The organism is Mesorhizobium sp. M0227 (assembly GCF_040321855.1).
In the GTDB taxonomy this organism is placed as follows: domain Bacteria; phylum Pseudomonadota; class Alphaproteobacteria; order Rhizobiales; family Rhizobiaceae; genus Mesorhizobium.
This window is the reverse complement of sequence record NZ_JAMYSJ010000003.1, coordinates 200,132-220,826: the sequence shown is the minus strand read 5'-3', so window position 1 is coordinate 220,826 and position 20,695 is coordinate 200,132. Positions and strand designations below refer to the sequence as shown.

Sequence of the window (20,695 nt, the reverse complement as noted above, 5' to 3'; positions counted from 1 at the left end):
TTGCCTACTGCACGTCGTCGCTCTCGTCCTCGCCTGGAGTGGCGCAACTCACATCGCCTTTCTCGCAATTGGCCGCGGCAGCGAGCTGCTTGACGCGATCATTGGTCAATCTGGTCAGGCATTGCGAAACTTCCATCGAATGGATCGATCCGCCTTCGCTGGCGGCGGTGGAATGCGCGCACTCGGCATCGCGAAAAGCGATCCAGGCGCGTTGCGCCACCTGCAGCAATCTCTTGCCGCCGGCATCATCCGAGCTGGTGAGATCCTGATAGGCCTTGTTAAGCTTGGCGTCGGCCGCCTGATAGTCTTCGCCGGCACAGATGTTCATCATCTGCTGGCTGTCGTCGCTGCGGTCGCATTCCTGCGCGCGCGCAACCGAGGCTCCCGCCAGCAGGACAAGGCAGGTGGACAGGAACATTCGGCGCATGGTTCTCTCCAAATCACTTCACGGCGACCGCATCATCCCAGCCGGCCCAGGGCCGCGCAATGCGCCAGGCCGACATGGCGGATAATTGATGACAGGGATGATTCACAGCCGCAATGGAGCACGCTTGCGGTTGACAGGGACAAGGCTCCTCGTTTATGAGCCACCCACAGTTCAAAGGCGCGTCTTCTGGCGCGCCTTAAAATTTCGACCCGGACCGGGTCCACACCGACAGGCAAGACCATGAAGATCAAGAATTCGCTCAAGGCGCTGAAGGCGCGTCACCGCGACAACCAGCTGGTTCGCCGCAAGGGCCGCGTCTACATCATCAACAAGACCGCCCCGCGCTACAAGGCACGCCAGGGCTGAGCTTTCGGGCAGGAGGCTGTTGCCTCCGCCCATTTGATGCTTGTTGCCGCCTGCCGGCCTTTCACGCCAAATTCAGTTTGACGTTCCGCCGCCCGGGACTAGAGTCCGGTGATGCGGATTCTTTTTGCATTTTTGACATCTCTGCTTGTTTCCGGCGCCATTTATGGCCCGGCATGGGCGGATGATGCTGTCGCGCCGCCGGCCACTCAGGACGCCCCGCCCGCCGCAACGACGAAACAAGCCCGCCTCGACCAGCTGTTCAGCGATCTGAAACGCGAGCGCAATGAAAAGGCGGCCGAGCGCATCGCCGGCAACATCTGGAGCGAGTGGTCGCAATCCGGCAGCGCCTCGATCGACCTGATGATGCAATGGTCGCAAAAAGCCGTCGAGGGCCAGAAATTCGACGTCGCGCTCGATTTCCTCGACCAGGTGGTGACTTTGCAGCCGACCTATGCCGAAGGCTGGAACCGGCGTGCCACCGTGCATTTCATGATGAAGAACTACGGCAAGTCGATGTCCGACATCGACCATACGCTGCAGCTCGAGCCGCGCCATTTCGGTGCGCTGTCCGGCCTGGCGCAGATCATGGCGTTGACCGGCCACAAGCAATCGGCGCTCGAGGCCTGGCAAAAGGTGCTGGCCATCTATCCGATGATGCGCAGCGCCCAGGACCAGGTCGGCACGATTTCGGAGGAACTTGCCGGTGAAGGCATTTGATTGCTCTAGGGGAGTGGGGAGAATAAGGCAGTAGGGGCAGATTGTACCTGCGGAACACACACCCTACTCCCCTACTCCCCTACTCCCCTACTCCCCTACTCCCCTACTCCCCTACTCCCCTACTCCCCTACAACTCATCCCCCTCCACCTCCGTATCTCCCCCATGAACCTGATCTACGCCGCCCTTGCCTTCCTGATGGCGCTTGTGTTCGGCTTTGTCGGCGTCACCCGCGTCGGCTCATGGCTGATCGAGCGCCGCAACCCGCCGATCGGCGAGTTCGCCGACATCGACGGCGCCCGCATCCACTATGTCCATGTTCCGGCACCCGCCAATGCCGAGCTGCCGCCGATCGTCTTCATCCACGGCGCCAGCGCCAACCTCAGGGACCAGATGCTGCCGCTGCGCCCCTTGCTCGAAGGCCGCGCCGAAATGCTGTTCTTCGACCGGCCAGGCCATGGCTGGTCGGGTCGCGGCACCAACAACGAGAACCTGTCGGCGCAGGCCGACACCATTGCCGCGCTGATGGACCATCTCGGCATCAAGAAGGCTATCATCGTCGGCCATTCCTTCGGCGGCGTGGTGACATCGGCCTTTGGCCGGGAGCATCCCGACAAGACGCTCGGGCTGGTCTTCCTCGCACCGGCAACCCACCCATGGCCGGGCGGCGCAACCGCCTGGTACTACGATCTGACTACCATGCCGGTGCTCGGCTGGCTGTTTTCCGAGACGCTGACCTATCCGGCCGGTACACTGCAGATGGCCGACGCCACCACCTGCGTTTTCTCGCCCAACAAGGTGCCCGACAATTATCTCAGAATGGCCTCTATCCCGCTGGTGCTGCGACCAACAGCCTTTCGTGCCAACGCCACCGATGTCGCCGGGCTCTATCGCTATGCCCTCGGCGCCGCACCGCGCTACAACGAGATCAAGGCGCCAACCGTGGTCATTTCAGGCGATCGCGACAAGGTGGTCTATGCACATATCCATTCGGTCGGCCTGGCGCGCGACATTGCCGGTGCCGAACTCGTCTGGGTGCACAATCTCGGTCACAAGCCAGACTGGATCGCGCCCGACCTGACCGTCGGCGCCATCGAGAAGGTCGCCGGGAAGAGTATAGACCTGCAGGCGATGGCAACGGCAGTGGAGGCGCGCATCGCTGGCGACGCCTACGGCGCCGGCAGATGCGCCGATATCAAGGTACCGCAGGCCGAACTCGCGCCGACCTAAAGCGGATCGCCTGAATCCGTTCAGAGGCGACACGCTTTAGGAATCTAGCGGCTGACTTGTGTGTCCGATCCGATATAGGCGATGCGCAGCATGTTGGTCGAACCCGGTGTCCGCAACGGTACGCCCGCGGTGATGATGACGCGGTCGCCCGGCTTGCCGAAGCCTTCGTCGAAGGCGATGCGGCAGGCGCGATTGACCATGTCGTCGAGGTCGACGGCGTCGGGTGAGACGACGCAATGCGTGCCCCACAAAAGCGACAGCCGCCGCGCCGTATTGAGGATCGGCGACAGCGCGATAACAGGCACTTGCGGCCGCTCGCGGGCGGCGCGCAGGCCTGTGGTGCCTGATGCGGTGTAGGTGATGATCGCCGCCAGCTTCAGCGTTTCGGCGATCTCGCGCGCGGCCAGCGAAATGGCATCGGCGCCAGTCGCCTCCGGCTCGGAGCGCTGGGCGTTGATGATGCCGGCATAGGTCGGATCGGTTTCGACCTTGGTGGCGATACGGTTCATCATTGCCACGGCCTCGACGGGGTAGGCACCCGCCGCCGATTCCGCCGACAGCATGATGGCATCGGCACCTTCGAAGACGGCGATCGAAACATCGGACACCTCGGCGCGGGTCGGCACCGGTGCCGTGATCATCGATTCCAGCATCTGCGTTGCAACCACCACCGGCTTGCCGGCTCGGCGTGCGGCGCGCGTGATCTGCTTCTGGATGCCGGGCACCGCCTCGAGCGGCATCTCGACGCCGAGATCGCCGCGGGCGACCATCAGCGCGTCGGACAATTCGATGATCTCGGCCAGCCGGGCGACGGCCTGCGGCTTTTCGATCTTGGCCATGATCAGCGCCCGGCCGCGTGCGATCTTGCGCGCTTCGGCCAGATCCTCCGGCCGCTGCACGAAGGACAGCGCCACCCAGTCGACGCCCGTGGCCAGCACGGCATCGAGGTCCTTGCGATCCTTCTCGGTCAGCGCGCCGACCGGGAGGTCGGTGTCGGGCAGGCTGACGCCCTTCTTGTCGGAAATGGTGGTGCCGGCGACGACGGTGCAGACGATCGACTTGCCGTCGCTCTTCACCGCCTTCAGCTCGAGCTTGCCATCGTCGATCAGCAGGCGATGGCCGGCTTCGACCGAGCTCAGGATTTCCGGATGCGGCAGATAGACCCTGGTCGAGGTGCCAGGCTCTGGATTGTCGTCGAGGGTGAAGGTCTGGCCTTGCGTCAGCACTTCCTTGCCGTTGGCGAACTTGCCCACGCGCAACTTTGGCCCTTGCAGATCGGCCAGGATGCCGATCGGCCGGCCAACCGCTTCCTCGACAGCGCGGATGCGTCCGACCAGCGTGCGCATCAGTTCATGGTCGGTATGGCTCATATTGATGCGGAACACATCGGCGCCCGCTTCGAACAGTTTCTTCAGCATCTCCTCCGACGAGGAGGCCGGACCGATGGTGGCTAGTATCTTGACCTTGCGGCTACGTCTCATTGACTGTTTGTTCCCGGGGCGGCTGGAGCGCCTCCCGTTGTGGACTCATCGGTCAGCTGGACCATCCAGCTTGCCTGTTCGCCCGTGTCATATTCCTGGAATCCGGCGCGCTGGAAGCCCCGGGCGACGCAGTCGGTTACGCCGGCGATCTTGAACTCTTTTTCAGCCACGCACATGTTGATCGGGCCGTCCCAGCGTCCACCGCGCTCGGCGTCTTCTGCATAAAGATAGTAAAACCTTGATGACAGCGGCCCTTCGATCAGCGTCTTGCAACTCGATCCCTCGATGTGCCACCAGCCTTCGGTGATCCAGCCGGCCTTGGCGCGATAGCCGATGCCGACACCGACCAGGTTCTGCGTGGCGTTGCAGACGCGGAAATCGGCACGCGCCGGCGAAGCCACGACCATCGCCGACAGGCCTATGGCAAGAGTGAGGAGCGGCATGGCAAAGGCAGAGCGCATGCGCTGCCCGCCGGCGGAACTCATCCGAAAACCCCTCAAAAACCACATCAGCATCTCTCTGCGCCCCTTTTCGGAAAAGTCCGGGCGCATGTCAACGCACCGTTTTGTCCAATTCCAATCGATTTAGAAAGGCTCCGGCGCACAATTCGCCGACGTGTGCCAGATTTCCCGGGAAACCTTGGCCAAACAACGGCATTGCGCAAGCGTCGTCTTCGTGGAATGACGATAGCACCCTCCCCGGAAGCCCGCGAACAGACCATTTCCCGCCAATGACCCGATCCACAGTTTTCGCGCCTTTCGACGTCATCGAGGGCGACCGCAAGCGAGGCATCGTGCTGTTGGGCGATCATGCCCGTCGCGACCTGCCCGACGACTACGGCAGCCTCGGCCTGCCCTCGGCCGAGTTCGACCGGCACATCGCCCATGACATCGGCGTCGAGGCGGTGACGCGCGAACTGGCTGCCCTGCTCGGCGTGCCGGCGGTGCTTGCCAATTTTTCGCGGCTGCTGATCGATCCCAACCGCGGCGAAGACGACCCAACGCTCATTCGCCAGCTTTATGACGGCACTGTCGTACCTGGGAACTACCCCATCGCTGCCGAGGAGCGCGAGAGGCGACTCGACGGGTTCTACCGACCCTATCACGACGCCGTCGGCGCCATGATCGCCTCGGTCGCACAGGCTTCCGCCCAGGCGCCCTTCATCTTTTCGGTGCATTCCTTCACCCCTGCCATGCAAGGAATCCAGCGTCCTTGGCACGTCGGCATCCTGTGGGACCTCGACGACCGCGTGGCGCGGCCGTTGATAGACATGCTGGCGCAGGACAAGAACCTCGTCGTCGGCGACAACGAACCCTATGACGGCGCGCTGCGCGGCGACACCATGTACAAGCACGCCATCGTCAACGGCTTCGCCCATGCGCTGATCGAGATCAGACAGGATCTGATATCGGACCAGAAGGGCGCGCTCGCCTGGGCCGAACGGCTGGCGCCGATCGTTGACGCGATAGACCGCCGTCCCGATATACATGTGGTGAAGATGTTCGGCTCGCGCACCGGGCCGCTATGACGGAGGTTTCGATGAACGAACTCAGCGACGAGCAGCAACGCGATTTCGAGGCGGCCGCCTTCCGCCGGCTGGTCGAGCATCTGCGCGAGCGCAACGATGTGCAGAACATCGACCTGATGAACCTCGCCGGCTTCTGCCGCAACTGCCTGTCGAACTGGTATCGCGAGGCAGCCAATGCCGAGGGCGTCGAACTCAGCAAGGATCAGTCGCGCGAGATCGTCTACGGCATGCCTTATGGGGAGTGGCAGGCGCTCAACCAGACCGAGGCCTCCGACGCCAAGAAGGCCGAATTCGAGGCAAGGCGCCCCCACGACCATTGACGCCGTCGCCCCAGCGATCGCTTAAGGCTGTGTTTGGCCCAAAACGCTTCCCGAAAGAGCCTTGACTGAAAATTGAATCGATCTAATTTGCCGCGCGAAGCCATTTTCAGCGGGATTCGCCTCATGAACGCGTCAACTGCCAAGCTGACTGCCATTCGCGGACGATGGGCGCTCGCGGCCATTTTCCTCGCCAACGGCTTCCTGACGGGCAGCTGGGCGCCGCAGATTCCGGTGTTCCTGACGCGGCTGGAAATTTCGAAGTTCACGCTCGGCCTGCTGATTCTCCTATTCGGGGTCGGTGCCGTCGTCGCGATGACCTGGTGCGGCCATTTGATCTCCAGACATGGTTCGCGCACCGTACTGCGCTGGTTCGCCCTGTGCGGCAGCCTCGGTCTGATGGTCGTGGCGCTGGCGCCCAACGTACCGCTGGCGGCCGCGGCCATGATCATCTTCGGCGGCTCGATCGGTGGCATGGACGTTGCCATGAATGCCAATGCCGTGGTGGTCGAACGGCGGCTCTCCCGCGCCGTCATGTCGTCCTCGCACGGCTTCTGGAGTCTCGGCGGCTTCGCCGGCGGCGGCCTCGGCGGCTTTGCCATCCAGCACTACGGCCACCTCGCCCACGCGGTGGCGGTAACGGTGTTTGCCTTCGCGGTGATCGCGGTGGCCGTTCGCCATCTCCTCACCGAAGACAGACCGCAGGCAGCCGAGCACCACAAATTCGCACTGCCGGCAAACCCGCTGGTTTATCTGATCGGACTGATGGCGCTGCTGGCGATGATCTCCGAAGGCGCGGTGCTCGACTGGGCAGCCCTGTATCTGCGCCAGGAACTCGGCGCCGATCTCGCCGTTGCCGGCCTCGCCTACGCCGGATTTTCGGGCGTCATGGCGGTTACGCGGTTCTTCGGCGACGGCATACGCAATCGCTTCGGCGCGGTGACGACGCTGCGCGTGTCGGCCCTCGTAGCCGCGGTCGGCATGCTGGTGGCTGGCCTGGCGCCCTCGCCCTGGCTCGCTATTGCAGCCTTTGCCTTTTGCGGCTTCGGCATCGCCAATATGGTGCCAATCATCTTTTCGGCCGGCGGCAACCAGGAAGGCATGTCTTCCGGCACCGGCATGAGCGTGGTCACCACTATCGGATACTGCGGCATACTGGTGGCGCCGTCGGCGATCGGCTTCGTTGCCGAGCATTCCAGCTTCGGCCCGATCTTCATCACCATGTCGGGACTGCTGATCATCGTGTTGCTGATGGCCGGGCTCGCTCACCGCGCCGAATTCGCGCCAGCACCCGCCGAATAGCGTTTCAGCTCCTCATGCAGAAAATCCACCACCCGGCGGATGCGCACGCTGGTACGCACATCGCGATGCATCGCCAGCCACACCGGCAGAACTGGCAGCGGCAGGTCAGGCAGCACCTTCTCTATCAAAGGATCCCTGTCGGCCAGCGGCTCCTGACCGAGGCCGATGCCGTTTCCCGCCCGCACCGCTTCCCACAAAACGATCTGGTTGTCGGCCCTGAAGCGGAAGCTGCTCCGGGTGACGGGGATACCATGCTGGGTAAAGCCCCTGATGATCTCGTCGCCGCGGTCGAAGCCGACCAGGTCGTGGTCGACAAGGTCGGCGGGCTTCAGCGGAGGGCCGCGCCTGTCGAGATAGGATTTGGCGGCGCAGGCGCAGAGCTCGATATCGCAGACCTTGCGTGCCATCAGCTCGTTCTGCGCCGGCTTGACCATGCGGATGGCGATGTCGGCATCTCGACGCAGCAGGTTTTCGACCTGGTTGGAGGCGACGATCTCGACCTCGATGCCGGGCTCCTCGATCCCCAGCCGCATCGTCATTTCAGGCAGGACATAGGCCGCCACCACCTCGCTGGCGGCGATGCGCACCGTGCCTTCGATGGCCTCTACCGAACCCAGCGCCAGCAATGAGAAGGCGCTTGCCTGCTCACTGACCGCCTTGCCGCGTTCGAACAGCGTGCTGCCGGCCTCCGTCAGTTCGTAGCCGTGCCGTCCTCGACGGAACAGTGTGACGCCCAGCGCCTGTTCCAACTCGCCGATGTGACGGCCAAGCGTCGGCTGGCTGGCCGAAAGCTTTCGCGCGGCGGCCGACAGGCTGCCGGATTCCGCCACGGCGACAAAGCTCTTGATCAGGTTCCAGTCGATTTCAGCCATTCATTTATGAATATCAGATCGCCATCTGTAGTCAATTTCCATTCGCGTTCGGAGCGACCATATTCCGGCTGCAGACACCAACACGGACTGCAAACACCAACCAGGAGAACTCAGATGACCAAGATCGCTCTCACCACCGCCGCCATCCTCATTTCCGTCAGCGCCGCTTTTGCCGGCAGCGACAAGTTTGGGTCGAACGACGCCAGCCAGCCGACTGTCACCAGCACCGACAACACGACCACCGCTTCGATCCACAACCCGGATGCGGCCGTCCGGCAGCCGGTCACGCAAGGCAGCAACCGCGACCTCTTCGGCAGCCGCTGATCTCGATCGCGCTTGTCGCTGATCCCGATCGCGCGTCCAGACCGGCCACGCAAATCCCAACCCAGGAGTGCTTCCAATGACCAGTATCGCAATTCTCGGTGCCAATGGCCGGCTCGGCCGCGTGGTCGCCAAGGCCTTCATCGACGTGGGCTACGAGGTCCGCGCCGTCACCCGCAACGGCAAACTGCCAACTGAACTTGAAGGCGCTACGGCCGTTGCCGGTGACGCGCTCGACCGGGAAGCGCTGATCCGCGCCACGGAAGGTGTCGATATCATCTTCAACGGCCTCAACCCGATCTACACCGAATGGGTCAAGTGCCTGCCGATCGCCGAGAATGTCATGGCCGCTTGCCATGCCAACAACGCACTGCATCTCTTTCCCGGGACCGTATACAATTACGGATCGCCGATGCCGGAGGTGATCACGGAAGACACGCCGTTCCGCCCGACGACCGACAAGGGGCGCATCCGCGTCGCCATGGAGGACCTGTTTCACCGCGAGGCCGAAGCACGCCGCGTCCGCACCATCATTTTGCGGGCCGGCGACTTCTTCGGCGGCACCGGCAGCGGCTCGTGGTTCGACTTGGTCGTCGCTGCCAAGATCAACAAGGGTATCTATACGGCGCCCGGCCCGGTCGACCTCGTACATGAATGGGCCTACCTACCGGATCTGGCCAGGGCTTTCGTCGGACTGGCGCAGAACCTGGACAAGCTCGGCGCTTATGAAGCCTTCAACTTCCCCGGCCATCCCGTCACCGACCTGGAGATCAAGGCAGCCGCAGAGAAGGCGCTTGGGCGTCCGCTCAAGATGACCTCGATGGCCTGGTGGGTGCTGCGCGCCGGTAGCCCGTTCGTGGCGATGTGGCGTGAGATCGTGTCGATGTCCTATCTGCGCTTCGAACCGCACCAACTGGCGTCGGCAAGGCTGGAAGGCATCATCGGTGCGATCCCGCACACGCCGCTGGATCAGGCCGTCACTGAAGCTCTCGGGGATATCGGCATTGCCACCGTGACCGGCGTTGCGAAAGCTGCCTGACGTCCGCGATGGCGGGCGATGCTCCTCCGCACATTGACAATCTCCGCGGACTGAGAGGGCGCCTCAGAGCCGTCCCATCAACAGCAGCACCATAAGCACCACCAGCACCACGCCGACAATACCCGAGGGCCCATAGCCCCAGGAGCGCGAATGTGGCCAGGCCGGCACCGCGCCGATGAGGATAAGGACCAGGACGATGATGACGATGGTGGTGATCGGCATGAGAACCCCGCAATTCGACGTTTCGCCCAAGAACAATGCAAAAGGCCGCCCGGTTGTTCCGGGCGGCCTTTTGCGGTCAAATCGGCATTGGTCTATTCGGCGGCTTTCGGAAAGGCGATATCCGGCTCGGCTCCGGTATCCTGCCCCTGCGCATCGGTCGAGGAAATCTCGCCCTTGCCACGCCGGAACAGCCGGCTGAACCAACCGCGCCGTGCGCCCGGCTTGACCTTGGCGCGGGTGAACACGATCAGCATCGACGGCGTCACCACCAGCGTCAGCACGGTGGCGAAGGACAGGCCGAAGACGATCGCCGAGGACAGCGAAATCCACCATTGCGTCGACGGCGCGTTGATCGTCGTCTCGTGATGGAAGATTTCCAACCCGAGGCCGAAGGCGATCGGCAGCACGCCGAGAATGGCCGAAACAGCCGTCAGCACCACCGGACGGGCGCGCTCGCGGCAAGTCTGCAGCACCGCCTCGACCTTGTCCCAGCCTTCTTCACGCAGCCGGTCATAGGTGTCGATCAGCACGATGTTGTTGTTCACCACCACGCCGGCCAGAGCGATGACGCCGATGCCCGACATGACGATGCCGAACGTCTCGCCTGTTATCAGCAGGCCGAGGAACACGCCGATCGTCGCCATGACCACGCAGGACAGCACCAGCCAGACGCTGGTGAACTTGTTGAACTGCGCCAAGAGCACCAGGAAGATCAGGAAGATCGCCGCCCCGAAGGCCTTGCTAAGAAAGGCGCTGGCTTCGGCGCTGTCCTCGTTCGAGCCGGCCAGCTTCCAGCGGATGCCGCTGCCGAGATCCATGTCGGAGACGGCTTTGGTGACCTGCTCCTGCACAGCCGCGACCTGAGCGCCGGCGGCGACGTTGGCCTGGACGACCACCGTACGCGCGCCGTCGATGCGGTTGAGGATGCCGACCGTCGGCTCGGGCTTGCGCACGACGAAGTTCGAGATCGGCACCGAGCCTTGTGAGGTCTGCACCCTGAGTTCGTCGAGCGTCGACAGCGTGCGCCGATCTTCGGGCAGCCGCAGCCTTATGTCGACCGCGTCGTCGGCTCCGGCAGGCCGGTATTCCGAGAGCTTCAGCCCGTTGGTCACCAGTTGCACCACCGTCCCGACCGAGGTTGGGCTGATGCCGTACTGCGCCGCCTTGGCACGGTCGACCTCGAGCGCCCAGTCGACACCGGGCGGCGGCAGGCCGTCGGAAATATCAATGACGCCGGGCACCTTGCCGATGCGCGCCGCAACCTCACGGGCCTTGTCGTCGAGCCCCTTGGGGTCGACGGCCGAAAGCCTGATCTGGATCGGCTTGCCGGTCGGCGGACCGGCTTCCGGCACGCGCACCTCGACATCGACGCCGGGAATGCCGGCCATGACGCCGCGCAGATCGTCCAGGATGTGGTTCGCCGCCTTGCGCTCGCGCCAGTCGATGAATTCGTACTGGATGACGCCGACGACGTCTTCGGGGATATCCTGGCCGCCGCCTTGCGTCTTGCCGACGCGGGTGTAGACCGACTTCACGCCCGGCCAGCCGAGCAGCCTGTCTTCCGCGATCTTGGTCGCGGTATCCATTTCGGCCAGCGAAAGATTGCCGCGCGCATGCACGTAGAGCAGGCCGTAATCCGGTTCGACATTCGGGAAGAACTCGACGCCGGCGCCGTATTTCGAATAGGCAAAGCCGACGCCGAACAAGAGCGCGACGGTCAGCACCAGCACGGTGATGGGGAAGCGCACCGCCTGCTTGACGATCGCCATGTACCAGCCGTCGCGATTGTCATCCTCATGATGCGGCGGCGCCTTGGCGAAGATCGCACCCAGCGTCGGCGCGAAGACAAGCGCATAGAGCATCGAGGCCGATAGCGTGACGATCAGCGTGATCGGCATGTACTTCATGAAGTCGCCGATGATGCCCGGCCAGAACAGCAGCGGTGAGAAGGCGGCGATGCGCGTCATCGTCGCGGCGATGACCGGACCGGCCATGCGCTTGGCTGCGAGCGCGAAGGCTTCCTCCTTCGGCATGCCTTCGCTCATCCGCCGTTCGGCGAACTCGGTGACGATGATGGCGTCGTCGACCAGCATGCCGACGGCCAGGATCAGGCTGAACAGCACGATCATGTTGATCGTGTAGCCCATCATCGCCAGCAGCAGGATGCCGATCAGGAAGGACGACGGAATCGCAAGCCCGATGAGCAGCGAGGCGCGGCCGGACAGCGCGTAGAGGATGACGATGAACACCAGGATGACGGCGATCATCACATGGTTCTGCAGATCGCCGAGCAGCTGGTTGACGAAGACCGACTTGTCCTGCGTGTAGGTGACGTTCATGCCCTCGGGCATGGACTTGACGAACTCGTCGGACACCGTCCGCACCTTGGCGATGGTGTCGATCAGGTTGGAGCCGATGCGCTTCTTGACTTCGATGGCGATGGCCGGCTTGCCGTTGAGGCGGGTCACCGTTTCGGCATCCTTGAAGGTCGAGCGGATCGTCGCGATGTCCTTGGCCTGCACCACGGCATTGGGGCCGGCGACCACCGGCAGTGCGGCGACGTCCTCCGGCGTTTCGATCAGCGACGGCACCTTGACGGCGTATTTGCCCTCCGAGCCTTCGATGTTGCCGGCGGCGACCAGGCTGTTGGAGTTGCCGACCGCACCGATCAACTGATCGAGCTGCAATCCATAGGAAGACAGCTTCATCGGATCGATGACGACCTCGACGAGATCGTCGCGCGCACCCTGCAGCGAGCCTTCGAGAACACCGGGAACCTCCTCGATACGGTCGCGTAGTTCGCGCGCGGCGGCGGTCAGCACGCGTTCGGGCAGATTTCCCGAGAGCGTGACGACGAGCACGGGAAATTCGGAAATGTTGACTTCGGTAACGACGGGTTCTTCCGCCGCCTGCGGCAGGTCGGCCTTGGCGTCCTGCACCTTGCTGCGCGTGTCCTGCAGCGCGGTGGCCAGATTGGTCTGCGGCTGGAATTCGACCAGCACGTAGCCGCCGCCCTGGAAGGCGGCCGAACGCATCTCCTTGAGGCCCTTCAGGCTTTTCAGCTTGCTTTCCATCGGCCGCAGCAGAAGCCGCTCCGAATCCTCGGGCGAAATGCCCTGATAGATCAGGCTGACATACATCATCGGAATCGGAACGTCGGGCTCCGCTTCCTTTGGCGTCGCCTGATAGGCGACCCAGCCCGCCAGCAGAAGGAAGACGAGGACCGAAATGGTCAGGCGGGCATTGTTGATTGCGAGTCTGACGATATCCATGGCTAACGCCTGTTCTTGAATTTCCACGAGCTGCGTCGCAGCCGATTGTCCCCGCCCAGGGCTAGTCCGTCGCGACTTGTGCTACGCTACTGGGTGCCGGTCGTCGCCTCGCCGAGCAGCTTCTTGATGATCGCCTGGTCGGCCTCGACCGGATTGACCAGATCGCCTTCCTTCACCAGTTCCTGGCCGGCGACGATGATGCGGGCGTCGGCCGGTATGCCGCCGAGGACGAGGCCGGTCGGCGTGTCGTCAACGAGGTCGATCGGGAAGAACGCCACCTTGTTGTCCTTGCCGACGGCACGGATGCCGAGGTCGCCCTTGTCGCCGAGCGTCACAACCGAGCGCGGCAGCAGCACCGCGTCGGTCGGCTGTGCGTTGAGCGCGATTTCCGCCGTCATGCCGGCCGGCACGGAGCCGTCGGCATTGGGGACGGCAACCTCGACGCGGAAGGTGCGGGTCGCCGACGAGGCGTCGCGGCTGATGTAGCGCACGGTGCCTTCGACCGTCTGGCCGCTGACCAGCCGTATGGTGGCCTTGTCGCCGAGCTTGAGATAGCCGAGATCGCGCTCGCTGACTTCGCCACGGGCAATCACCGGATCGAGCTTGAGGATGGTTGCCACCTCGCCGCCCTGCATGACGGAACTGCCAAGTTCCACCGGCACCCGGTCGATAACGCCGTCGAAAGGCGCCTTCACCTCGTTGCGGTCGAGTTCGGCCTGTGCCGTTTCCAGCAGCGACTGCGCCGAGGTCAGGTTCGAGCGCGCGGTGTCGAGCTGCAGCTTCGGCAGATTGCCGGTCTTCATCAGCCGCAAGGCTGCGTCCAGCTCGGCCTGGCGCTGCACCACCAACTGCTTGGCGTTGTCGACCATCGAGATCTTTTCTTCCGCCGCAAGCATCAGCACCAGATCCCCCGTCTTGACGTGATCGCCTTGCTTGACAGGTAGCTTGTCGATGACACCGGCGACGCGCGTCGCCAGCACCGCCCGCTTGTCGGCTTCGGTCAGCCCGGAAATGCGGATGGCGCGCGCATAGGTCTTGCGAGGCGGTGTCACCACCGCGACCGTGCGCAGCGGTGCCTTCGGCTCGGCTTCCGCCGTCTTCGGCTTGCTTGCGTCCGGCGCCTTGGCCTGTTCGGCTTCGGCTGCCTTGGCTTTGTTGGCGGCTACGCTGCCGACCGACGAAAACTCGCCTGTCGCCATCCACGCCGCGAAACCAATGAGCACAACAACGGCTGCAAGCTTGTGAAACCTGATTCTCATCGTCGTTTTTTCCACTGCGGGTTCGGCCAGCGTCCTCATAACGCGGGCGCGTCGCCGATATGGGTGCGCGCCGAGCCGTGTTCAATTTGCCGTGATCGGCGAAGCGCGCTTCTACATCAAAGTTGCACCGCAATATAGTCTGAAAGTTGCAAGATCATTGCGCCGGCGGACAAGATGCGCCGGCCGCTGCCCAGTTTTCGATCGCTTGATCGGTTGCTTCGGCGGAGCCCGGGGCTGGTTCACGACCCGATCCTGGCGCCCAGCCCCAGGCGACCAATCTGTCGTCGCGAACATGCAGCGCGATATCCTTCAAGCTACGGTTGCCGTTGCGCAGGGGATCCTTGATCTGGGCGCAGATTTCGGCCGAGGATTTGCCGAACCAGGCCATCTCGGCTGGCGCCAGATGCCAGTTCTCGGCCCCGGGCGGACCGTGCAATGCCTTGGAATTTGCTGGCGAAATGGCAAGTCGTGCAGCGCAGGCCCGGATTGCCGAAGCCCGACCCGTCAGCACCCCGCTGGACATTGAAGGCGTGAACGCGCGTACCGCCGTAATGCGCACCCGACCAGCGCGGCCGCTCGTCCGCGACATGACAGTCGGCGCAGCGCGGATGCGAGAACACCGCATAGACCTTGTCCCATTCGGACAGGCCTTTCGCCGCGTCGACGGTCGCCGGCGCCGGCATCTGGCTCTCTTGCGCGATCGCAAACGGCGCTGCGAGCACGAGCATGGCAGCAGGCGTCAGCATGATGAGGAGCTTCTTCATGCGAAGGCCACCGTTTTCGACAGCGGCAGCGTGCGGACGCGCTTTCCGGTGAGCGCGAAGATGGCGTTGGCGAGCGCCGGAGCCGCCGGCGGTGTGCCGACCTCGCCGACGCCGCCCATCTTGTGGAAGTTTTCCAGGATGGCGACTTCGAAGACCGGGCACTGGAAGATCCGCATGGCGTCGAAATCGTGGAAGTTCGACTGTTCGACCATGCCGTCGGCGAAGGTGATTTCCTGACCCATAGCTGCGGAGAGTCCGTAGATGGCGGCCGAAATCAGCTGCGCCTCGATGATGCCGGGATCGAGCGCGGTGCCGACATCGGCGGCGATCCACACCTTCTCGATGCGGATGCCGGCCGGCGTGTCCGCCACCTGGACGATCTCGCCGACCCAACTGCCGAAGGACAGCGTGAAGGCGATACCCCTGGCCTTGCCGGCGGGCAGCGCCTCGCCCCATTTCGCCATCGCGGCGACTTTCTCCACCACCTTCACCGCCGAGGGATAAGCGGCCATCAGTCTCTTGCGCATCTCGACCGGATCGATTTTTCCGGCAATGGCGATCTCGTCCATGAAACCCTCATGGAAGAAGCCGTTGACCGAACTGCCGACCGAGCGCCAGGAGCCGACAGGGATGGAGACCGGCGCCGCGATACCGCTGACCCGGTAGTTCGGAATGGTGTAGGGCTGGTCATAGGCACCGTCGACGATGCTCTTGTCGGGACCGAGCGGCGATATCGAAGGAAACAGCCGGCGCAGCATGCCGGCAATCACCGATGGCGAGGCCATCCTCATGTCGACGGCGACCGGCATGCCATCGTCGCCGAGCCGCGCCTGGAACTTGCCGATAGCGGCCGGCCGGTAGGCGTCGTGGCGCATGTCTTCTTCACGCGTCCAGGTCACCTTGATCGGGCGCCCGCCCGTCTCCTTCGCCATCAGCGCGGCGCACAGCGCGTAGTCAACCTCGACGCGCCGGCCGAAACCGCCGCCCATGAAGGTGGTGTGCACAGTGATCTTGTCCTGCTCGATGCCGACCGCGTTGGCGCAAAGCTGCCGCACCAGGGTCGGCGCCTGGTTGCCGCACCAGATGTCGAGCGCGCCGTCCCTGAGCTGCGCCGTGGCGTTCATCGGCTCCATCGTCGCATGCGCCAGATAGGGCACCGCATAGTCGGCCTCGACGATCCTTTCACGCGGCGCGTCGGCAAAGGCGGTGTCGACGTCGCCATTGTCGCGCATCACCGACCCCTTGGTGCCGAGCGCCTGCTTCAGGACATCTGAAATAGCGGCGCTGCTGAGCGGGTATTCGGGATCGGACCACTGGGCATCGATCGCCTCGGCCGCCTTGAATGCCGCCCATGTGTTGTCGGCGATGATGCCGAAGCCATGGCCGTAATTCGTCTCCAGCGGCACGATCTTGATCACACCGGGCATTTTCTCGGCTTTCGAGAGGTCCGCCTTGATCGGCGCCGACCAGAAGCGCGGGCTCATCTTGACCGTGCCGTAGACCATGTCCGGCAGCCTGACATCGATGCCGAAGATCGGCGCCCCGGTCACCTTGGCCAGCATGTCGATGCGCTTTTGCGGCTTTCCCAGCAGTTTCCAGTCGGCCCGGTCCTTGAGCCTGACTTCGGCCGGCGGCGCCATCGCGGCGGCGGCCGCGGCGACCGCGCCATAGGTCAGCGACTTGCCGGACGCTTTGTGCAGGATCGAACCGTCGGCCGTTTCCAGATCGGCGGCGGCGACACCGAGTTTTTGCGCCGCAGCCGCGATCAGCATCTGCCGGGCGACTGCACCCGCTTGCCGCATCTTGTCAAAACCGTCGCGTGTCGAAGCCGAACCACCGGTGCCCTGCAGGGCAAGGAACTTGCCGACCACACCGAGACCCGAGCGCACCGCCTGCGCGGTCATGCTCTCGTCGAAGAAGGCGAACGGACCGCCCTCTTCGAGGATCGCGGCGTTGTAATAGGCATGGGAGGCGGGGCCGTGCTCGACCTTGACCCGGTCGAGGCTCACATTGAGTTCTTCGGCGACCATGACGGCGAGCGTCGTCGAAATGCCTTGCCCCATCTCGGCCCGCGGCGCGACGATGGTGATGGTGTTGTCGGCGCCGATCTTCACATAGGGGTTGAAGGTCGCCTCGCCCTTGCCGAGCTCGGCCTCGAGCGGGTTCGGAAAAGGCTTGCGATAATAGTAGTAGCCGACGGCAACGCCGCCCGCGACGGCGGCAGCGCCGATCAGAAACGTGCGGCGGGCGATCTTTCCGACACTGGCCATGGTCAGAGCCCCGCCGTCTTGAGCGCCGCGGCCTTCTTGATGGCCGAGCGGATTTTGGGATAGGTGCCGCAGCGGCAGAGATTGCCGCCCATGGCGTTGTCGATATCGGCGTCGCTTGGGTTGGCGACTTCGTCGAGCAGCGCCACCGCGCTCATGATCTGGCCGGCCTGGCAGTAGCCGCATTGCGCGACCTGTTCCTCCAGCCATACCTGCTGCACCGCATGCAGTCTGCCTGCTGTGCCGATGCCTTCAATGGTCGTGACAGCGCCACTGACCTGCCCAACCGGGAGTGAGCAGGAACGCACCGGCTGACCGTCCACATGCACCGTGCAGGCGCCGCAGGCGGCGATACCGCAGCCGAATTTCGGCCCGGTCTTGCCAATGAGATCGCGCAGCGCCCACAGCAGCGGCATGTCAGGATCGGCATCGATATCGAAAGACTGACCGTCGACGGTAAGGCGCATGGGGATACCCTTTGTTGTCGTCCACTGCCAAGGGCGAAGCGTCCTCTCGACCGTTTCGCCCAATACAGATTGACAAATTTCGTCATTTTGTCAAATAGGATTTTGCAGGATAGAATTGCTCCATGAACCAGATCGAAGACATCGCCGCCACAGATCCCAAACGCGTCCGTATCCTGGATGGCGCGATGAAGGTGTTTTTGGCCTATGGCTTCACCCGCACCACCATGGACGACATCGCCCGCGCCGCAGACATGTCGCGCCCGGCGCTCTATCTCTTGTTCAAGAACAAGACCGACATTTTCCGCGCCATCGCCATGATGATCCTGTCGCGCTCGGTCGAGGCGGCAAAGATTGCCCTATCCGGCGATGGCCCTTTCACCGAGCGCATGATGCGGGCCATCGATGAGGCATTCATCTCGATGATGGGCGCGGTCGTTGCCTCGCCGCACGGCGCCGAATTGCTGGATATGAAATCGAGCCTTGGCGATCTGGTCGGCTGCTGGCGCGGCGGGCTTGGCGAACATATTGCCGCCGCGATCCAGGGGGAGGCAGCCAGGAACGGCGTCGACCTGGCGGCCAGGGGCCTGTCGGCGCAACTGCTCACCGACATGCTGCTCGACGGGCTGGAAGGCATGAAGGCGCGGATCAGAGATCCGGAGGGACAGCGGCAGGCGGCCGCTGCCCTGATCAGGGTGATCGACCTCGCCTTGAAAGCTCGATGAAACCAGCTGTATCGGGTTTCAGTTCAGGCCCGACGGCGAACCACCTCCGGATTTTTGCGCACAGCGAGGAATTCCTTGACCCGCCGGCCGGGTGCCGGACCGCGCACCGGCTTGAAGCCGTCATCGAGTTCGCCGGAGAGATCGAGCGTCGGTCGCTTGCCGACGGCGTCGTAATTCTCTTCCAGCCAGTCGCTGGCGGCTGTGCGGCCGAGGTCTCTGAGATACGTCAGGAACGCCCATTCGGCATTGACCTTTGATGACGCCGACAGGTCCTTGAACGCCTCGTCGGCATCGATGCGGTGCATGCGGATGTCGCGATATTCGCCATGCGGCAGACGGCCGGCGGCGATCAGTTCCTTGACGAAGGCGATCGAGCGGAATTCTCGCAGCAGCCCGGCGTTGAAGGTGATCTCGTCGATGCGGTTCTGGATCTCGTTGGCGCTCCTTGGCGTTCCCTCCCGCACCACCGGATTGATCTGCACCAGGAGCACATCCTCGGTCGCCGCGGTCTTGAAGAACGGATAGAGCGCCGGATTGCCGCCATAGGCGCCGTCCCAGTAGGGCACGCCCTTGATCTCGACGGCGCGGAACAATTGCGGCAGACAGGCCGAAGCCATCACCACGTCGAGGTCGATCTCGCCGTCGGAAAAAACGCGCAACTGTCCGGTCTCGACATTGGTCGCCGAGATGAACAGTTCCATCGACTTGCAGGCGCGGACATTGTCGAAATCGATCTCCTGCTCCACCACGTCGCGCAGCGGGTTAAGGCCGAGCGGATTGGCGACGTAGGGCGAGAACACCCGCGACATGGTGTCGAAGAAGACATAGCCAGGCGTATTCTCGATCGACCAGTTGCCCCAGGCGACATCCCACGGCATGCGCTGCACTGGGCTGAACCGGCCCTTGGCCGCCACCGCGCGCCAGAAATCCTCAAGTTTTTGCCGCGCTCCCTCGACACCGCCGCGCACATATCCGTCGGCCAGCGCCACCGCGTTCATGGCGCCGGCGCTGGTGCCGGACACTGCTGATATCTCCAGCCGTCCGTCCTCCAGCAGGCGGTCGAGCACACCCCAGGAAAAGGCCCCGTGCGAGCCGCCGCCCTGAAGCGCGATGTTGATCGTCTTCTTCGTCTCCTCCGCCTTGCCGTTTTTGGTCATGGCGTCGTCCTTGGTGCGTTTTGGGTAGATGAGAAGATTTCGCGCCTCACGCGGCGGTCCAGCCGCCATCTACCGAGAGATGCGTGCCGTTGATCTGCGCTGCCGCGTCCGAGCACAGGAACACCGCCGCTGCCGCGATCTGCTCTACCGTGACGAATTCCTTGGTCGGCTGCTTGTCCAGCATGACCTCCCGGATGACGGTCTCGCGGTCCATCTGATGGGCTTTCATCTGATCGGGGATCTGCGCCTCGACCAGCGGCGTCAGCACATAGCCCGGGCAGATGGCATTGCAGGTGATTTTTTCGCGCGCCAGTTCGAGCGCGACGGTCTTCGTCAATCCCATGATGCCGTGCTTGGCCGAGACATAGGCCGACTTGAACGGCGACGCGACGAGGCCGTGTGCCGAGGCGATGTTGACGATCCGCCCGCCGCCGGCATTTTTCATCAGCGGAATGGCGGCTGCAATGGTGTGGAATGCCGACGACAGGTTGATGGCGATGATGGCGTCCCATTTCTCGATCGGGAACTCTTCCACCGGCGCGACATGCTGGATGCCGGCATTGTTGACCAGGATATCGACCGAACCGAATGTTTCGGCCGCCTTGGCGACAAGCGCCCGGCATTCCGCCGGTTTCGACATATCGGCCTTGATGTAGGCGGTCTTCACTCCATACTGTTTGGCAATTGCGTCGGCCATGGCGTGGTCGGCGGTCGTGTCGGAGAAAGAGTTGACGACGACGTTGCGGCCTTCGGCCGCCAGCGCCTGGGCGATGGCCAGGCCAATGCCCGATGTGGAGCCGGTGATGACTGCGGTTTTTCTGGCGGCCAAGGGCGGAATCCTCTGGTTACGGCAAGAATGCATCTATGTTGCAGTGCAGCATATATGCTCAATACGACGCAATAACAGCGGCCAGATTTGTGGGCGAGATGAAATTCTCGTCATAAGCGGCCACACGGCCGCTCACCA

At 63.5% G+C, this 20,695-nt stretch carries 21 protein-coding genes; 9 read left to right on the top strand and 12 right to left on the bottom strand.

Annotation, left to right across the window (positions count from 1 at the left end; genetic code table 11):
- Positions 1-4: 4 nt before the first annotated feature.
- Positions 5-427 (bottom strand): lysozyme inhibitor LprI family protein, encoded by a 423-nt coding sequence (locus tag NKJ00_RS06665; protein ID WP_352629222.1) that lies wholly within the window; start codon positions 425-427, stop codon positions 5-7.
- 240 nt (positions 428-667) lie between these two features.
- Between NKJ00_RS06665 and ykgO the strand changes: the two genes are divergently transcribed.
- From ykgO to NKJ00_RS06650, 3 genes are all read left to right on the top strand, one after another.
- The gene (gene ykgO, locus NKJ00_RS06660; protein ID WP_006327841.1) at positions 668-793 is read left to right on the top strand and encodes a type B 50S ribosomal protein L36; all 126 of its coding nucleotides are present in this window, start codon (positions 668-670) and stop codon (positions 791-793) included.
- A 111-nt stretch (positions 794-904) separates the two neighbouring features.
- Positions 905-1,510, top strand: a complete 606-nt coding sequence (locus NKJ00_RS06655) for a tetratricopeptide repeat protein (RefSeq protein WP_352629220.1) — start codon at positions 905-907, stop codon at positions 1,508-1,510.
- A gap of 163 nt (positions 1,511-1,673) precedes the next feature.
- On the top strand, positions 1,674-2,738 hold the full coding sequence (locus NKJ00_RS06650) for an alpha/beta fold hydrolase (protein ID WP_352629218.1): 1,065 nt from the start codon (positions 1,674-1,676) through the stop codon (positions 2,736-2,738).
- Positions 2,739-2,782: 44 nt separating this feature from the next.
- Here the strand turns inward: NKJ00_RS06650 and pyk are convergent, their stop codons facing one another.
- Positions 2,783-4,219: a pyruvate kinase gene (pyk, locus tag NKJ00_RS06645; RefSeq protein WP_023810921.1), complete on the bottom strand. Its 1,437-nt coding sequence runs from the start codon at positions 4,217-4,219 to the stop codon at positions 2,783-2,785.
- Complete coding sequence (locus tag NKJ00_RS06640) at positions 4,216-4,704, bottom strand: DUF1036 domain-containing protein (protein ID WP_127260459.1); 489 nt, start codon at positions 4,702-4,704, stop codon at positions 4,216-4,218. Before NKJ00_RS06640 ends, pyk begins: the two co-directional genes overlap by 4 nt.
- Positions 4,705-4,949: 245 nt before the next feature.
- On the opposite strand from NKJ00_RS06640, the gene NKJ00_RS06635 reads away from it, so the two are divergent.
- From NKJ00_RS06635 to NKJ00_RS06625, 3 genes are all read left to right on the top strand, one after another.
- A complete protein-coding gene (locus NKJ00_RS06635) occupies positions 4,950-5,747 on the top strand; it encodes an N-formylglutamate amidohydrolase (protein ID WP_352629216.1) in 798 nt (265 codons plus the stop codon).
- Between the two features lie 11 nt (positions 5,748-5,758).
- The gene (locus tag NKJ00_RS06630) at positions 5,759-6,067 is read left to right on the top strand and encodes a DUF1244 domain-containing protein (RefSeq protein ID WP_023810919.1); all 309 of its coding nucleotides are present in this window, start codon (positions 5,759-5,761) and stop codon (positions 6,065-6,067) included.
- 123 nt (positions 6,068-6,190) lie between these two features.
- Positions 6,191-7,366, top strand: coding sequence for an MFS transporter (locus NKJ00_RS06625; protein ID WP_023810918.1), 1,176 nt, complete (start codon positions 6,191-6,193; stop codon positions 7,364-7,366).
- Here the strand turns inward: NKJ00_RS06625 and NKJ00_RS06620 are convergent.
- The gene (locus tag NKJ00_RS06620) at positions 7,330-8,238 is read right to left on the bottom strand and encodes a LysR family transcriptional regulator (protein ID WP_023810917.1); all 909 of its coding nucleotides are present in this window, start codon (positions 8,236-8,238) and stop codon (positions 7,330-7,332) included. The genes NKJ00_RS06625 and NKJ00_RS06620 overlap by 37 nt on opposite strands.
- A 114-nt stretch (positions 8,239-8,352) precedes the next feature.
- On the opposite strand from NKJ00_RS06620, the gene NKJ00_RS06615 reads away from it, so the two are divergent.
- Together NKJ00_RS06615 and NKJ00_RS06610 are read left to right on the top strand one after the other, a co-directional pair.
- Positions 8,353-8,562, top strand: coding sequence for a DUF680 domain-containing protein (locus NKJ00_RS06615; protein WP_023810916.1), 210 nt, complete (start codon positions 8,353-8,355; stop codon positions 8,560-8,562).
- A gap of 76 nt (positions 8,563-8,638) precedes the next feature.
- Positions 8,639-9,598, top strand: a complete 960-nt coding sequence (locus tag NKJ00_RS06610; RefSeq protein WP_023810915.1) for an SDR family oxidoreductase — start codon at positions 8,639-8,641, stop codon at positions 9,596-9,598.
- Between the two features lie 63 nt (positions 9,599-9,661).
- On the opposite strand, the gene NKJ00_RS06605 is transcribed toward NKJ00_RS06610, so the two are convergent.
- From NKJ00_RS06605 to NKJ00_RS06580, 6 genes are all read right to left on the bottom strand, one after another.
- The gene (locus NKJ00_RS06605; protein ID WP_023810914.1) at positions 9,662-9,820 is read right to left on the bottom strand and encodes a DUF3309 family protein; all 159 of its coding nucleotides are present in this window, start codon (positions 9,818-9,820) and stop codon (positions 9,662-9,664) included.
- A 92-nt stretch (positions 9,821-9,912) separates the two neighbouring features.
- A complete protein-coding gene (locus NKJ00_RS06600; RefSeq protein ID WP_128305531.1) occupies positions 9,913-13,092 on the bottom strand; it encodes an efflux RND transporter permease subunit in 3,180 nt (1,059 codons plus the stop codon).
- An 86-nt stretch (positions 13,093-13,178) separates the two neighbouring features.
- Positions 13,179-14,351 carry an efflux RND transporter periplasmic adaptor subunit gene (locus NKJ00_RS06595; protein ID WP_031213157.1) on the bottom strand — a complete coding sequence of 391 codons (1,173 nt, stop codon included), beginning with the start codon at positions 14,349-14,351 and terminating at the stop codon, positions 13,179-13,181.
- Positions 14,352-14,665: 314 nt separating this feature from the next.
- Positions 14,666-15,115: a hypothetical protein gene (locus NKJ00_RS06590; RefSeq protein WP_352629213.1), complete on the bottom strand. Its 450-nt coding sequence runs from the start codon at positions 15,113-15,115 to the stop codon at positions 14,666-14,668.
- On the bottom strand, positions 15,112-17,385 hold the full coding sequence (locus NKJ00_RS06585) for a xanthine dehydrogenase family protein molybdopterin-binding subunit (RefSeq protein ID WP_023810910.1): 2,274 nt from the start codon (positions 17,383-17,385) through the stop codon (positions 15,112-15,114). The genes NKJ00_RS06590 and NKJ00_RS06585 overlap by 4 nt, the downstream gene beginning before the upstream one ends.
- Before the next feature lie 2 nt (positions 17,386-17,387).
- Positions 17,388-17,849, bottom strand: coding sequence for a (2Fe-2S)-binding protein (locus NKJ00_RS06580; protein ID WP_352629211.1), 462 nt, complete (start codon positions 17,847-17,849; stop codon positions 17,388-17,390).
- A 122-nt stretch (positions 17,850-17,971) separates the two neighbouring features.
- On the opposite strand from NKJ00_RS06580, the gene NKJ00_RS06575 reads away from it, so the two are divergent.
- Positions 17,972-18,571 carry a TetR/AcrR family transcriptional regulator gene (locus NKJ00_RS06575; RefSeq protein WP_023810908.1) on the top strand — a complete coding sequence of 200 codons (600 nt, stop codon included), beginning with the start codon at positions 17,972-17,974 and terminating at the stop codon, positions 18,569-18,571.
- A 23-nt stretch (positions 18,572-18,594) separates the two neighbouring features.
- On the opposite strand, the gene NKJ00_RS06570 is transcribed toward NKJ00_RS06575, so the two are convergent.
- Both NKJ00_RS06570 and NKJ00_RS06565 read right to left on the bottom strand, forming a co-directional pair.
- The gene (locus NKJ00_RS06570) at positions 18,595-19,728 is read right to left on the bottom strand and encodes a patatin-like phospholipase family protein (protein WP_352629209.1); all 1,134 of its coding nucleotides are present in this window, start codon (positions 19,726-19,728) and stop codon (positions 18,595-18,597) included.
- Positions 19,729-19,774: 46 nt separating this feature from the next.
- The gene (locus NKJ00_RS06565) at positions 19,775-20,590 is read right to left on the bottom strand and encodes a 3-hydroxybutyrate dehydrogenase (RefSeq protein WP_031213135.1); all 816 of its coding nucleotides are present in this window, start codon (positions 20,588-20,590) and stop codon (positions 19,775-19,777) included.
- Between the last annotated feature and the right edge of the window lie 105 nt (positions 20,591-20,695).